We start from the raw sequence: 14843 nt of genomic DNA, 5'->3' as shown, positions 1-14843 counted from the left end.
GCTTTTCCCTCGGCCCGATTGCCGATTCCAAAGGGTTAAGTCTGTGGTGATTTCGGCATTCCAGTGGCCGGTTTCCCCGCCGGTTGGAGACATGATAACCAATTCTCCTTGAGCGGTACGCTCCAGCTTCAGGTCAGGATTGGCGGCACAAAGCCGAATAAAATCTGCTCGGCTCAGGGTTGTCAGGGGGGATAGATTCAGAGTCAGAGCAACCATGGCAGGCGTTTGGACACTCCTAAACCATTCTTAGAATGAGTCTAATGGGACCTCAGGATTTGCCCTCTGCTCTTAACCAAGCCACATCTTAACTGGGGTGAGGGGCGGGTTTGGTCAGGCCGATCACCTGAGTGTATGCACCGCGGGCCTGGGTTACACCAATGGTGTGCTCAGCTTTTTCGATCATCGGGCGGCGTAAACTGACCACCAAAAACTGCGCCTGACGAGATTGCTGCCAGATCATATTGGCCAATTTTTCCACATTGGCCCCGTCCAAAAACATATCTACTTCATCAAAGGCGTAAAAGCTGGAAGGGCGGAATCGCTGCAGAGCAAAAATAAAGCTGAGGGCTGTCAAGGATTTTTCTCCTCCCGACATGGCGCTGAGACGGCGCACCGGCTTACCTTTGGGGTGGGCCACCAAGGTTAGACCGCCCGCAAAGGGATCCTCTGGGTTTTCCAATTCCAAATGACCATCCCCATCGGAAAGTTGGGCAAAGATGGTTTGAAAATGGCCGTTGACGGCATGAAAGGCATCCAAGAAGGCTTGCCGACGCAGGGTGGAAAAGTTCTCGATGCGCAGCAACAACTCGGTGCGCTCTTGGTGCAGGGTTTCCAGTTTGGCGCTGAGATCCCGCAGGCGAGCTTGGGTCTGTTCGTATTCGGCAATGGCCAGCATGTTCACCGGCTCTAGGGAACGCAGTTGATCTTCGGTTTTGCGTTTTTGCCGCTGCAGCTCGTCTAAGGTCAGGGTGGCGGGCAAGTCGGGCAGCGGATCCGGCAGCTCTTGAACCACCGCTTGCAGTTGGGTTTGCAGTTGGGCCAGCAGAGCCTCTTTTTCCTGTTGTTGGGTGAGGGCGTTGTAGCGTTCCCACTCCAGGCGTTGGATTTGCTGTTGTTGGGCCCGCAATTGGAATTCTTGCCGATCTCGCTCTTGGCGCAGGTGGGCGAGGCGGGCCTCGATCTGGCTTATCTGTTGCCGTTGCTCGGCAAGGTGCTGCTGGATGTGACCAAGGGTGGCTTGGGCTTGGACGATTTGCTCCTGCAGATAGGCTTGGCGCTGTTTGCTCTCCTGCAGGCGCTCCTGGTGGTGCTGGATTTGGGCCTGTTTCAGGTGTTGTTGGCCGGAGTTCTCCTGCTGTTGCCGCTCCAGTTGGGTCAGTTGCTGCTGCAGCTCTGCCAAGCGACTTTCTTGCTGCTGCACCGCCTGCTGCAGTTGCTGCCAATGCTGGTTCACCGGGGATCCCTCCAGTTGGCTGAGCTTGAGGGCGAGATCGGCTAGGCGCTGTTGCAAGGGATCCCAGCGCAGTTGAATCTGCTGGAGCCGCTGCTGGATCTGGTGGCTTTCGCTTTGCCTTTGCGCCAGGGATCCCTGCAGGTGTTGCAGGCGGGCCTGTTGCTTTTGGCAATCGGCTTGGTGACGCTCCAGATATTGCTGGGCTTGCAGGGCGTCTTGGCGAGCCAGGAGCAGGGCTTGGGCCAGTTGTTTTTCGCGGGCTTGGGCTGCTTGTAGGCGCAGGGTGAGGGCGGCCAGCAGTTCCTCCAGCTCGGCCAAGCGGGAGCGCAAGGCGGCCTCCTCGGAAGGTTCGCCGGCAGAAAAGTGGATCCCAGCTCGCTGGGGGGCGCTGCCGCCGGTCATGGCGCCCGAAGTTTCCAACAGCTCCCCTTCCAGAGTAACCATGCGGTGCTTGCCGATGTGGGGCTGGGCCAGCTCTAGGCTTTGGAAAACCAGGGTGGAGCCGAACACAAAGCCGAAAACATCTCGGTAGCGCTCTTCAAAACGCACCAAACGAATGGCGTAGTCGATCAGGCCGTCCAATTTCAGGGGGCTGGGGGGGCGGGTGGGCTGGAGCTTATTCAAGGGCAAAAAGGTGGCGCGTCCGGCTTTTTCCCGTTTCAAAAAGTTGACAGCGCTCACGGCCACGGTGTCATCCTCCACCACCACAAAGTGCAGCCGGTTGCCTGCTGCAACCTCCAGGGCCAGTTGATACTGGGGATCCACCTGCCCCAACTGGGCCACCAACCCCAAAACCCCCGGCAGACGGGCACTCAGGATGGCTTGGGTCGCCCGGGATCCCTGGGATTCTTGCAACACTTGGCGGCGGGTTTCCCATTTGTCCAGTTGCCGCTGCTTGGCGTGCAGCTCGACGGTGAGGCGTTCGTGGGTGGCGCGATCCAACTCCAGGCTGGCCTGCAGTTGCGCCAGCTCTTGGGCCAAAGTTTGAACCTGAGCTTCCGACTGTCGGCAAGTGTGTTCCAGCTCGGCGGTGAGGGCCAGGTGGGATCCCAGCCACGCCTCGATCTGGGCAATCTCCGCCTGGATCTCTTGGCTTTGCCGTTCCAGTTGCCGTTGTCGCTCTTGCAGGCGAATTTGCTCCTGTTGGAGAGGCTCCTGTTCAGCGCGGAGTTCCTCAATGTGGCGGGTGAGGTAGCGCTGCTGTTTCACCCAGGCATCAGCGGATTGGGCTAGGGCGCGCAGCTGTTCGCGGCTCTGTTCCAAGCTAATTTGGGCTTTCTGAACCTGGGCCTGCAGGGATCCCTGGGCTTGGGCCAGTTGCTCCTGTTGGCTGTGCAGGTGTTCCAGCTCCGCCTGCAGATGCTGCTGTTGGGTTTGCCGCTCCTGATGTAGGCGCTGCGCTTGCTCGATCTCCTGCTGCCAGGCTGCGATCTGTTGGCTGACCTGTTGCCGCTGTGCTTCGGCGGCGGCGATTTGGGCTTGCAGGTGCAGGTATTCCTCCTCTCCAAGAGCATGGATGCGGCTTTGCAACTCGGTCAGGGCGGCTTCGGCTTGCTGCAAATGCTCGTTCAAGGTCTGCACCTGAGCGGTGGCCTGCTCCTGAGCCTCCAGAAGCTGCTGAATGGCCGCCTGGGTTTCTTCCACTTGGGCCTGCAAATGCCGCCAAAGCAACACCTGTTGCTGCTGCCCCAGCGTTTGCAACTGCAGCCGCAGTTGCTGATACTGTTGGGCCTTTTCGCTCTCTCTGAGCAGCCGCTCTCCTTGAGCTTGCCATTCTTGTTCGATGAGCCGAAAGCGCTCAATTTGTTCCCGTACCGCCTCCAGCTTGCTGTTGGCCTGGGCGATCTTGCGGTCGAAGGTGGCCACCCCCGCCAATTCGTCGATGATCTGCCGCCGTTCCTTGGGGTGCATGGAAATGATGCTGGTGACATCCCCCTGTAAAACGACGTTGTAGCCGTTGGGGTAGATGTGCATCGCCTCCAGTTGTTCGTGCAGCTCACTCAGGGTACAGGGCACATCGTTGATGTAGAAAGTGCTGGTGTAGGGGAGAGAATCCGTCCCGCTATCGCGAGTGGGATCCTCAGCCTTTCCGGGCTTGACCCGCAGCCGGCGACTGACTTTCCATTCCCTGGGCTGACCATCTTCTCCCGGCCCCAGCTCAAAGGTGACAGAAACATGGGTTTCCACCTGCCGATTGCCGTTGAGGCTGCCGGAATGCACCAGATCCAACAGCCTTTCTGCCCGCATCCCTCGCGAGGACGATAACCCCAGCGCGAACAGGATCCCATCCAGGATGTTGGACTTGCCGGAGCCATTGGGGCCGGAAATGACCGTAAAGCCCGGCAGCAGGGGCAACGAGGTGGTGCTGCCAAACGACTTAAATCGGGTCAGCTCAATCCGCTTGATGTACATCACACCCCACATCTAGCGTGGCCACCAGCATATGATGGCAACAGGCTAGCATGGGTAGCAAAAACCTGTGCAGCTCAAGTTTCTTAGGACGGCTTGGCATCTGAGTCTGCACCTGTTGAGTCTACATCTGTGCTGACGAGCAGGTCGGCCTTTTGGAGAAGACGATGCACCTCTGCCCTCAGCTCCGGCCATCGGTAGGTCAGCAGGTTTGCCTTGGAGATGAACAGCAGCCGGTAGCCGGGTTTCAGGTTTGGGCACAGGGGGCGCAAGATTTCTCGCAACTGGCGGCGCAGCCGATTCCGCTTTACGGCAGATTTGCTCACCTTTCTGCCGATCACCAGTCCCACCTGGCTAGGGATCCCTTCGCACCCTGCGGGCATCGGCTGAAACAGCAGGGTTAAGCCTGCACCGGAACGACGTTGGCCTCCCTGGTAGAGCGCCTGAAAAGCTCGTCGATCCCGCAATCGATGAGGAGCCGGCAACATTGGGCACCGAGGAGAGTCTGCCCCAGAAGTCAGCGAGTTTTGGGCTGCAACGCTCCAAAAAACCAAGACAAATCAAATCTCTGACCAAAGGGCTTAGGAAACCGCCAGGCGATAACGCCCCTTGGCCCGCCGTCGCCGCAAGACCTGCCGCCCGGTTGCCGTTCGCATTCTGGCCCGAAACCCAGAGACGCGAATGCGTCTGCGATTGGTGCCACGAAGGGTACGCTGAGTCATGGTGAGAAGCCAACCAATGAAGCCAAGATCATCTGCCAGAGCTGACCAGACTGCCATTCAGCCTGCTGGCAACTGATCACAGGTGGTTAATCTTAGCAGACTCAATGGAAAATTGCTAGATTGGCCACCCCGCGCCGAGCAGTTAAATTGGGAATCCCGAAGCTCCTGTCGAGGAAGCCGCCGCTGTTTCCTCTGGGCTTCTGCTGTGTCGCTCTGAGTGTGTGGTGTGGATATTTCCCTGGATCAGCTCTGGGATGAAGCCCTGTGTCATCTGCAGGTGCAGCTCAGCCGCCCAACCTTTGAGGCTTGGATCAAAACGGCGCGGGCTGAATCGTTGGTGGACAACCGCCTCACCATCTGTACCCCCAGCGAATGGGCACGGGGCTGGCTGCAAAAGCACTACGCTTCCACCATCACCGAGGTGGTGCAGCGGGTAGCCGGGATCCCTTTGCAGGTGGAGTTTTCCGTTTCCCCCCACGCTTCTGTCGAGGCAGAACCCCCTTCAAGGGCGATTTCCCCAACATCGGGCAGAGCCGGCAGCTTACCTGCCTCCACCACCCTAGGACTGGAAGTCGGCGGCAGCCTGCCCATGCGGGCGCCGGATCTCAACCCCAAGTATTCCTTCTCGCGGTTTGTGGTTGGCCCCAACAACCGCATGGCTCACGCTGCAGCTCTGGCTGTGGCCGACAAGCCTGGGCGCGCCTACAACCCCCTGTTTCTCTGCGGTGGGGTGGGTCTGGGCAAAACCCACCTGATGCAGGCCATTGGCCACTACCAACTGGAGGCCAATTCACGCGCCAAGGTCTTCTACGTGTCCACCGAACGGTTTACCAACGATTTAATCGATGCCATCCGGCGAGACAGCATGCAGTCTTTCCGGGAGCACTATCGGGATGTGGATATTTTATTGGTGGATGACGTTCAATTTATCGAAGGCAAAGAGTACACTCAAGAGGAGTTTTTTCACACCTTTAATACGCTGCACGAGTCCGGCAAACAGATCGTACTGGCCGCCGACCGCTCTCCTCATCTGATCCCGCGTCTGCAGGAGCGGCTTTGTTCTCGTTTCTCCATGGGTTTGATTGCGGAAATTCAATCGCCCGATATCGAAACCCGCATGGCCATTCTCAAGAAGAAAGCCGAGTACGAGGGGATGAACCTGCCCGCCGACGTGATCGAGTACATTGCCACCACCTACACCAGCAACATCCGCGAGCTGGAAGGTGCCCTGATCCGCGCCGTCGCCTATGTTTCCATTTCCGGCTTGCCGATGAGCGTGGAGACGATTCAGCCCATCCTCAATCCCCCCAGCGAGCCGAAAGAGATCACCGCCGACATGATTACCGATGTGGTCTGTGAAGAATTCGGCATCGACCGAGACAGTTTACTGGGATCCTCCCGCAAGCGTGACATCAGCCAAGCACGGCAAATTGCCATGTTTTTGATGCGCCACTACACCAACCTCAGCTTGCCCAAAATTGGCGATTACTTTGGGGGAAAAGATCACACCACCGTTCTCTATAGCTGTGAGAAAGTCAGTCAGCTACAGCGGGAAAGTCTGCAGTTTGAACGGCAACTGCAAAAATTGGTCGAGCGCTTGCGGGTGGTTGCCAACAGCCGGAGCAGCTAGGCTTTCTGTTGTCGCTGGGCCGTCTTTGAGGTGTTGTTGCCGCGCTGTGGAGCACCTCCAGCCTTGCCCGTCTGCGTGGAGAATCCCTCGGAAAGCAGCTACAGTAGGGACGCAATGAATGTGGTTGCAGGTGGTGAGACAGTCTGGCAAAGGGCTTCGCCTGGGTATGCTGCTCCTCTGGGCTGGACTGGTGCCTGAGCGGCCGGTTTGGGCCAATTCCCAGCAAGCCCCTATTCCAGATCCGGTGCCGGCCACCCTCTCAGCCGCTTTGGATTTGGGCTTGGATGACCGAATTTTAGAAGACAGCCCCGTGTTGCGCCGCTGGCTGCAAAACCCGCCCAATCTCCTGGAAGAAATCCGCAACACGCCCGTCTTGCCCACCCGCTTGCAGGCCGGCTTTGAGTCCTCTTCGCACTGGCGAATCAGCCTACAAGACTTGCGCCTGGGAGATCGCCTCACCCTCAGCGGTGACTATCGCCAATCTTCCGAACATCCCGAAGTGCGCCAGTACGGGTCGGAAATGCGTTACTTTCTGGCCCCCCTGGGATCCCCTTTTAATCTGGCGCCACAACTGGGGTATCGGGCTTTGGAACAAAAAAACCGCAGCCTCAGCGGAGTTAGCTATGGGGCTTTTGCCGTTTTGGCCTTGGCTCCGGGAGGTGTAGATTTGACCGGTAGCTACAGTTGGGTTGCCCCCCAGGAGCCGGAAGAAGGACAGGCCACCCTGGCGGAGATCACCGCTGCCTATGCCATTAGCCCTTCTTTTCGTCTTTCTGCTCGCTATAGCCTGCGCAACTCGACCTTGGATCGGGAGTTTAGCTTTGGCGTTGGGCTGGAGTGGATCCCATAGAGTGCGCCCTCACTCCTAGTCTCTCTCTTGGTGGAAGAGGGGAGCCAGGGATCGGCATGACTTGGATTGGGGTAATGGCTCCAACATCGACTCGATGGCCACTGCACAACTTAACCCGGCCAAGATCAGAGGCGCACCGCCCGCACAAAGGCCACCCAACCCAAGCTGAGATAACGCTCCAACTGCAGCCCCACCTGTTGAAGGTGCTCGCGCAACTGGGTTTCCGAGAAAAAATGAAGGCCGGTGGCTTCCAGCCATTGCTGCACCATCTGCCCCCATCCCTGTACCTGCTGGCTGTGCATCGAGACAAAGGCCCCTCCCGGTTTCAAGACGCGGGCAATTTCCCGCAAACAGGGATCCAAAGGCAATTCGTTCAAGGTGGCCCCGCTGATCACCGCCCCAAAAGTTCCAGAGGCGAGGGGAAGCTGTTCAGCTCGGGCCCGCATCAGGCTGTAGTGCTGCCAGTGGGGCTGTGCCTGTTGAGCGGCTTCCGCCAATACCCCTGCCGCATTGTCCAGGCCGACCACCGTCCGCTGCGGATCCCTGGCCAGGAGCAAGCGGCTCCAGTACCCCCCGGCAGTGCCCAAATCCAAGATGGGATCCCCCTCCCCCACCAACTCGGCCAGCAGTTGACTCTCCCGCTCGCTCCCAAAGCTCTCTCCCGTCAGCAGCGACAGGGCCCAGGGCCGCCAGAGGCGATCGTAGCCCCAGGCGAACCCAGGCAGATGGGCAATGGCTTGGGCCGGCGTGAGATGCAGGTCCGATGAGCTGCCGATAAAATCCACAGCCCCAGAAGCGGTGATGGGGTAAATTTGGCCACAACTGGGACAATAAACCCGATCTGCCACGGATCCCTGTTCCCGCCCTGGTGCTTGGGTCAACCCTTCCCGACCGCAGCTCAGGCAGCGATAAAGGTGAACCGGCAAAGCAGAGAGCGAAGAGAGCATGCGACAGCCCAACGCAACCCAAAACTCGCGAGGAAAAGGGAGCAGCTGCCGGGATCCAGCCCCAACAACCCCCCCAGTTGTCTATCTGGCAATGGAGATGGGATCCCTTAGACCAGCTTTGGACTCCGTCCCGCTTCCGGGAATGGACTGGGTAGGCCGACCTTCTCCGGGATGGGCACATACTCCGAGACAATCGCCCGGAATTCGTCGCCATCCAGGGTTTCCCGTTCCACCAAGGTATCGGCCAATCGATCCAGCAGAGGGCGGTGCTCCAGCAAAATCTGCTTGGCTTTCTGGTAACAGCTCTCCAGGATCTGCCGCACCTGGCGGTCGATCTTGGCGGCCACATCCTCCGAGTACTCGACGCGGTTCATCCAGCCGCCGCCCAAGAATACCTCGTTGTTGGGGGGATCCAGCATCAAGGGCCCCAGCTCAGACATGCCAAAGCGGGTCACCATCTGCCGCACCAGATTCGTGTTCTGCTGCAGGTCGTTGCTGGCTCCGGTGGTCACTTCCGAGTAGCCGAAGACGATCTCTTCGGCCGCCCGACCGCCAAAGCCCACCACCACCCGATCCAGCAGCCAAGCGCGGCTGTACATGCCGGAGTCGATCTGCTCCTCGTTGGGCAGTTGCTGGGCAAAGCCACCTGCGCCGCCGGAACGGGGGATGATGGTCACCTTGTTCAAGGGATCCGCGTGGGGCAAAAGTGTCATCAACAGGGCATGGCCACACTCGTGGTAGGCGATCAGGCGCTTGCTCTTGCCGTCCAACAGCGGGGGCTTGGTCAGGCCGATGGTGATGCGGTCAATGGCGTCCTCAATGTCTTGGTTGGTGATGGCCATGCGCTGACGGCGAGCCGCCAAAATGGCCGCTTCATTGAGCAGGTTGGCCAGATCCGCGCCGGCAAAGCCGGGGGTACGGCGGGCAATCGCCTCCAGGCTGACCTCTTCCGCCAGCTTCTTGTTGCGGGCATGCACCCGCAAGATCTCGTAGCGCCCCTTAAAGCTAGGCCGATCCACCGTAACCTGGCGGTCGAAGCGGCCCGGACGCAAGAGAGCGGCATCCAACACATCAGGGCGGTTGGTGGCGGCAATCACGATAATGCCGGTGTTGCCCTCAAAGCCGTCCATCTCGGTGAGCAACTGGTTCAGGGTTTGCTCGCGTTCGTCGTTGCCACCGCCGATGCCAGCCCCCCGCTGCCGGCCCACCGCGTCGATCTCGTCGATGAAGACGATGCAAGGCGCATTCTCCTTGGCCTTCTTGAAGAGATCCCGCACGCGAGAGGCGCCCACCCCGACAAACATTTCCACAAACTCAGAGCCGGACAGGCTGAAAAAGGGCACTCCTGCCTCGCCGGCAATGGCCTTGGCCAGAAGGGTTTTGCCCGTCCCCGGCGGCCCCACCAACAACACGCCTTTGGGGATCTTGGCCCCCACCGCTGTGAAGCGCTCCGGCTTCTTCAGGAAGGTGACCACCTCTTGCAATTCTTCTTTGGCCTCTTCAATCCCGGCCACATCGTCGAACTTAACGCCGGTTTTGGCTTCCATCTGAAAGCGGGCCCGGGATTTGCCGAAGTTCATTGCCTGCCCAGGGCCGCCCGCTCCGCCACCGGCACGCCGCAGGAAAAAGAACAACCCCCCCAACAGCAACAGCGGGATCACCAGGTTGCCCAGAAGCGCCCAGAAGGCGCTGCCATTGCGGGTGGGTACCACTGCCACTTCGATCCCCTGCTCGGTGAGGCGGTCCACCAGTTGCGGTACGGTGTTGGGCAGCAGGTTCACCCGGTAGCGGGTGGAATGCTGGGTCTGGGGATCCACAGCCGTAACTTCAGCTACCAGATTGTTGTCCGTGAGGCGCACATCCGTAACCCGCCCCTCCTCGACGTAGCGCAAAAAGCGATCGTAGGTGAGGGCCGAGGCCAAAGCTGCATGGGCGGGTGCAGGCTGCAGCACCAGGCCGGATCCCTGCCAGAGACAGAAGCCCAGCATGAGGGCGATCAGCCAGCGCTGGGGAGATAGAGGCTTGTTCATAGGGAAGAGAACGCTCGGTTATTAAAAGTCCTTTAACAAACTTAACCTGTCCCTCCTGGAAGGCACAACCCTGCCCCCGCACCAAGGAGAACTCAATGGGCTTGAGATCTTGTAGGGATCCCTGCCCCATCCGATGCCCGCCACAAGCCTGCAGTTAGGCCGAGCCGGGGGATCCCAGACCATCCAGCCCATAGACGCGCCGCCACATGGAGTCGGCCAGAGAGGCCGGCAGCAGCCGCATCAGCCCCAACGCCACCTTGCCCCCTGTGAAAGCAGTGTAGCGGTCGGAAGGGTGAGGATCGGTCATCGCCCTCAGGATCGGCTCCACCACCTTCTCCACCGGCCAGGCCATTTTGTTAAACGAGCTGGCCAGCTCGGCAGTCTTGTCCAAGATCGCTTTGTAGGGGCCATTGGGGTTGACAACAGCGGCAGAGGTTTCTTCCGCCACGCGGCCAAACTCGGTGGCTACCGGCCCCGGCTCGATCAAGATGACCTTGATGCCGAAGGGGGCCACCTCCACCCGCAACGCATCGCTGAGGGCCTCCACAGCAAACTTGGTTGCGTTGTAAACGCCGCTGAAAGGCATCGACATCTGGCCGGCCACCGAGCTGAGGTTGAGGATGCGGCCACTGCCCCGTTCCCGCATTTGGGGCAAGAGGGCACGGGTGAGAGCATGCAGGCCAAACACATTCACCTCAAACTGGCGCCGCATGGCCGCCACATCCACCTCTTCCACCGGCCCCATCTGGCCATAGCCGGCGTTGTTCACCAGGATATCCACCCGGCCAAAGTGATCCAGAGCCTTTTGGGCCAGCGCCTCCACCTGGGCCGTATCGGCCATGTCGGTGGGCACCACCAGCGCCTCCGCCCCCCGACTTTCCACCAAGTCCTTGACGTTTCGCAGCAGCCCTTCCCGGCGGGCCGCCAGCACCAAGCGAGCCCCGCGTTTGGCCGCCTCCAGAGCGACTGCTTCCCCAATTCCAGCAGAGGCGCCGGTAATCAGCACCACCTGATTTGCAAGTGAAGGCATGGTTTCTTTTATCCAAACTCTCCACCATCCTAGAAGAACGACCGGGATCCCTGGAGAGGGGCAGCCTCGCCTTCCGAACTTCTGGATTCGGCATCCGGTATTATGGCTATGATGGGGTGAGCCCAAAAAACAGCCGGGACAAAGCCCGATGGACAAGCTTCCTCTTGGGCTGAGGTCTTGCGGCGCTTTGACCAAAGTCCAAAGTGTAGAGAATGGGGTATAGGGTGCAGCGACTGTGAAGTACTTCTGCAGACGAATTGGCCGAGGTCGATCTCTCTCCCCGGAAGAGCGTTGGGTTGTTACTGAGGTTCGATTGGCTCAATTGCTCAGGGCAGCGGAAGCCAACTTGCGGGCCAATTCTGAGTTGCGCCAACAGCAGCAGGAGCAGCAAAAGCAACTGGAAGCCGAGCGCCGCCACAGCGAAGCCCTGAGAGACTCGACCGCCGATTTGCGCACCAGCGTGATGGAGCTGCGGGAAGGACAGGCCCTTTGGCAGAGCCATGTGGAAGAGCTGCGCTCCTGTCTGCGGGAGTTGCTCAAGGAACAAAGTGAACTGGTGCAGATTGTTGCCCAGCAGCAGCACATCCTGAAGGATTGTCAGGAAGTCATCCGCGCCATGCTGGAGCAAATGCGAGATGACCACCGAGACTTCCGCTCTGCCATCAGCATTTTGCTGGAGGAGCTGCACCAAACCGTGCGCTGTTTGGTTATCAGGTCAGGTGGCACCCTACCCAAGCCCGTTCGCCATCCCGAAGTGCCGGAGACGGATCCCGGCTCCCCGCCGACCGATTCGGCCTCGCCTGGGGAAGGCTCTTCGTCCTAGGGATCTTCTGCTCCCCCAAGAGCTATCCCACATCGCCTTCCGGCAGCCACTGCGGCCAGAACAGGCGCAACTCCCTGACCCGCTCCCCTTTGACCAGGAGGGATCCGCCCCCGGAGCGGCTTTGCAGTGGGATCTCGGCAGGAGAGAAGGAGTACACCTGTTCAGACTCCGTGAGCACATCCAGTTGCAGATGGGGATGCTGCTCCAAATCGGGGGGGAGACCCACCAAGCTCGCCAAGCCATCTCCCCGGTCGGAGAAGTGAAAGGCCGGCACGCCCACTTGACCCCGCTCCAGGATGGGGATCTCCTCCAGAGACAAGCGCTTCAGATAGCCCAACCGGCTGGCCAGAACCAGGATCCCTTGCGGAGGCAGCAGCGCCATACCAACTATTCGCTCGGCGCGCCCCAAACGCAGGGCCGGCGATCCCATAGCCGCTCGACCCATCAGGGGAATCTGTTGGACATCCAGCCGCAGCACCCGTCCCCCTGAAGTAGCCAGGACGACGCTGTAGCCTTGGTGGCCGGGATCCCAAAGGGCTGCCCAGCCCAGCTCATCTCCCTCTTTTAGCTTTAGGACAGTGGATCCCCGTTGGGTAAGGCCCATCAACTCTGCCAGGGCCAGCCGCTTGATCCGCCCCTGCCGGCTGAGCACCACCAAACTTGCCTTGCCCGGATCCGGAGCCAACGTGAAGGTGGCAACCATCGGCTCGGGGTTGGGGAGAAGGGTAACCAGAGGCACCCCCCGTGAGGACCCAGTGCTGAGGGGGATCCCTTCGATGGGCAGGGTGAAAGCTTTGCCGCCGGCGGTGAGCACCAAGATTTCCTGCTCCAGCGTGACGCATTCCAGGCCGACCAGTAGATCCTCCCCCAGTTCCCGTTGCGCCGGGTTGCTGCGGGAGCGACGGCTAGGCAGAGGCAGGCGGCGCACATAGCCCTTGCGGGTGAATTGCAGCAGGAAGCGAGTCTCTTCCGTCTCTTCACCGCTGGGGATTTGGGCCACTTCCGCTTCCAGCTCCGAGGCCGAGAGGATCTGGGTGCGCCGGGGATCCCCGAAGGTCTTTTTCAGGTGTCGCAGCTCTTTTTTCAAATAATTCAAGAGCTTGCGGCGGTCGCTGAGTAGCCCCTGCAGTTCTTCGATGCGGGTCTGCAACTGGGCGTGTTCCTGGTGCAGCCGTTCCCGCTCCAATCCCGTCAGGCGACGCAGAGGCATGGCCAAAATCGTCTCTGCCTGCTGGGGGGTACAGCCCAGGCGAGTTTGCAATTGGGCTTTGGCCGTGGTACCATCGGGCGCTTGCCGCAGCAGCTCGATCACCCCCTCCAGATCCGCCAACGCCAGCAACATTCCTGCCACCTCTTCCGCCTTGCGCTGCACCTGCTGCAACTCGGCACGGAACATCCGGTTGAGGGTGGCCTCGCGAAATTGCAAGAAGTGTTGCAGGATGTCCTTGAGGCTGAGCTGCCGCGGTTCCCCGTTCACCAAAGCCAGCAGGATGGCTCCAAAGTTGCTTTGCAAAGGGGTGAGCTTATACAACTGCTGCAAAACCGCCTGCGGGTTGGCTTCTCGCTTGAGCTCCACCACCACGCGAATGCCGCTGCGATCCGACTCATCCCGCAGATCGGCGATGCCGCTGATGCGGTCTTGGTTGGCCAGCTCGGCCACTTTTTCGATCCAGGCGGCTTTGTTCACCTGATAGGGAAACTCGCTGATGACCAGAGCAGGCCGCCGGTGGCGTCCTTTGCCCGGCTGGATCTCCTCAAATCGGGCTACCCCCCGCAGGGTGATGGAACCGCGCCCGGTGAGGTAGGCTGCGCGGATCCCTTGGGTGTCTAAGATTTGGCCGCCGGTGGGAAAATCCGGCCCTGGGATCCACCGCAACAGTTCCTCAGGGCTGAGGTCGGGATGGTCGATCAAAGCCAGCAGGCCATCCACCACCTCCCCCAGGTTGTGGGGCGGGATGTTGGTGGCCATGCCCACGGCAATGCCGGAAGAGCCGTTGAGCAGCAAAATGGGCAAGCGGGCCGGAAGAACGGTGGGCTCCGCCTGGGATCCGTCGAAATTGGGCATGAAATCGACGATCTCTTCCGACACCTGCTCCAGAAGCGCTGTGTGGCTCAGCTCCGCCAGCCGGCACTCCGTGTAGCGCATAGCCGCCGGTGGGTCATCATCCACAGAGCCGAAGTTGCCGTGTCCCGCCACCAGGGGATAGCGGCTGGAAAAGTCTTGTGCCATGCGCACCAGCGCGTCATAAACTGCCTGATCCCCGTGGGGGTGATATTTCCCCAGCACATCCCCCACCACCCGTGCGCATTTGCGGTAGGGGCGATCCGGCGTCAGGCCCAGCTCGTGCATGGCGTAGAGGATGCGGCGGTGTACCGGCTTGAGGCCATCCCGCACATCCGGCAAGGCCCGCCCCACGATCACGCTCATGGCGTATTCCAGGTAGGAGCGCTGCATCTCCCCCTGCAAATCGGTGGCAATCACCCGCCCTTGACGCGGCCCCCCGTTCGATTCGGATCCCAGTCCGTCGAGAGTCAGTTGCTGAGTCATGGCACAAAGGAGCGGAACGCTTTCCAGGTTACTCTATCCGCTTCTGCGGGCCCCGCGAGAGGGATCCCATCTCATCCCATCTCACATCCCATCTCAATAGAGATAGAGAAGAAGCGAAGAAGTTGAGAGCAGACCGAACCCCGCAACTCCCGCCTCGTGCTATGACTTGAAGCGGCAGCACCCACCGCAACACCACTATGGCCGATACCCCGATCCGTTTTGGCACCGACGGCTGGCGAGCCGTGATTGCCGATGCCTTTACTTTCCAAAACTTGGCCCTTGCAGCCCAGGCCAGCGCCCAAGTCTTGGCCCGCACCTACCCCGGCGAAGGGATCCTGATTGGCTACGACAACCGCTTTCTCTCGGAGCGCTTTGCCGCCCACGCTGCCGAAGTGGTGGCC

11 protein-coding genes and 1 pseudogene are annotated in these 14843 nt (G+C 60.1%); 4 read left to right on the top strand and 8 right to left on the bottom strand.

The window, feature by feature from the left end:
- The 4 genes from NW856_RS07230 to rpmH form a co-directional block, all read right to left on the bottom strand.
- Positions 1-216, bottom strand: a 216-nt coding sequence (locus tag NW856_RS07230; RefSeq protein WP_414390120.1) for a Uma2 family endonuclease, incomplete at its 3' end; no start/stop codon positions are given.
- Between the two features lie 88 nt (positions 217-304).
- Positions 305-3865, bottom strand: coding sequence for a chromosome segregation protein SMC (gene smc, locus NW856_RS07225; protein ID WP_414399658.1), 3561 nt, complete (start codon positions 3863-3865; stop codon positions 305-307).
- A gap of 83 nt (positions 3866-3948) precedes the next feature.
- Positions 3949-4350 carry a ribonuclease P protein component gene (gene rnpA / locus NW856_RS07220; protein ID WP_011434476.1) on the bottom strand — a complete coding sequence of 134 codons (402 nt, stop codon included), beginning with the start codon at positions 4348-4350 and terminating at the stop codon, positions 3949-3951.
- A 93-nt stretch (positions 4351-4443) separates the two neighbouring features.
- The gene (gene rpmH, locus NW856_RS07215) at positions 4444-4584 is read right to left on the bottom strand and encodes a 50S ribosomal protein L34 (RefSeq protein WP_011434477.1); all 141 of its coding nucleotides are present in this window, start codon (positions 4582-4584) and stop codon (positions 4444-4446) included.
- 226 nt (positions 4585-4810) lie between these two features.
- Here rpmH and dnaA point away from each other — a divergent pair, with 226 nt between their 5' ends.
- Both dnaA and NW856_RS07205 read left to right on the top strand, forming a co-directional pair.
- Entirely contained in the window at positions 4811-6214 is a 1404-nt protein-coding gene (gene dnaA / locus NW856_RS07210) for a chromosomal replication initiator protein DnaA (protein ID WP_414399657.1), read from the top strand.
- A 166-nt stretch (positions 6215-6380) separates the two neighbouring features.
- On the top strand, positions 6381-7064 hold the full coding sequence (locus tag NW856_RS07205; protein ID WP_414399656.1) for a hypothetical protein: 684 nt from the start codon (positions 6381-6383) through the stop codon (positions 7062-7064).
- 125 nt (positions 7065-7189) lie between these two features.
- Here the strand turns inward: NW856_RS07205 and NW856_RS07200 are convergent, their stop codons facing one another.
- The 3 genes from NW856_RS07200 to NW856_RS07190 form a co-directional block, all read right to left on the bottom strand.
- Positions 7190-8011: a class I SAM-dependent methyltransferase gene (locus NW856_RS07200; protein ID WP_414399655.1), complete on the bottom strand. Its 822-nt coding sequence runs from the start codon at positions 8009-8011 to the stop codon at positions 7190-7192.
- A 107-nt stretch (positions 8012-8118) separates the two neighbouring features.
- Positions 8119-10041 (bottom strand): ATP-dependent zinc metalloprotease FtsH, encoded by a 1923-nt coding sequence (gene ftsH, locus NW856_RS07195; protein WP_414399654.1) that lies wholly within the window; start codon positions 10039-10041, stop codon positions 8119-8121.
- A 154-nt stretch (positions 10042-10195) separates the two neighbouring features.
- Positions 10196-11071: an SDR family NAD(P)-dependent oxidoreductase gene (locus NW856_RS07190; protein ID WP_414399653.1), complete on the bottom strand. Its 876-nt coding sequence runs from the start codon at positions 11069-11071 to the stop codon at positions 10196-10198.
- Positions 11072-11384: 313 nt separating this feature from the next.
- On the opposite strand from NW856_RS07190, the gene NW856_RS07185 reads away from it, so the two are divergent.
- Complete coding sequence (locus NW856_RS07185) at positions 11385-11894, top strand: hypothetical protein (RefSeq protein WP_414342192.1); 510 nt, start codon at positions 11385-11387, stop codon at positions 11892-11894.
- Between the two features lie 22 nt (positions 11895-11916).
- Here the strand turns inward: NW856_RS07185 and NW856_RS07180 are convergent, their stop codons facing one another.
- On the bottom strand, positions 11917-14442 hold the full coding sequence (locus tag NW856_RS07180; RefSeq protein ID WP_414399652.1) for a DNA gyrase/topoisomerase IV subunit A: 2526 nt from the start codon (positions 14440-14442) through the stop codon (positions 11917-11919).
- 197 nt (positions 14443-14639) lie between these two features.
- On the opposite strand from NW856_RS07180, the pseudogene NW856_RS07175 reads away from it, so the two are divergent.
- A pseudogene (locus NW856_RS07175) lies at positions 14640-14843 on the top strand (phosphoglucomutase/phosphomannomutase family protein); the annotation flags it as partial.

Origin of the sequence: Synechococcus sp. R3-13 (assembly GCF_047462195.1) — a bacterium.
Lineage (GTDB): Bacteria > Cyanobacteriota > Cyanobacteriia > Thermostichales > Thermostichaceae > Thermostichus.
Note: the sequence above shows the minus strand (reverse complement) of the source record. Positions and strands in the feature narration are given on the sequence as shown.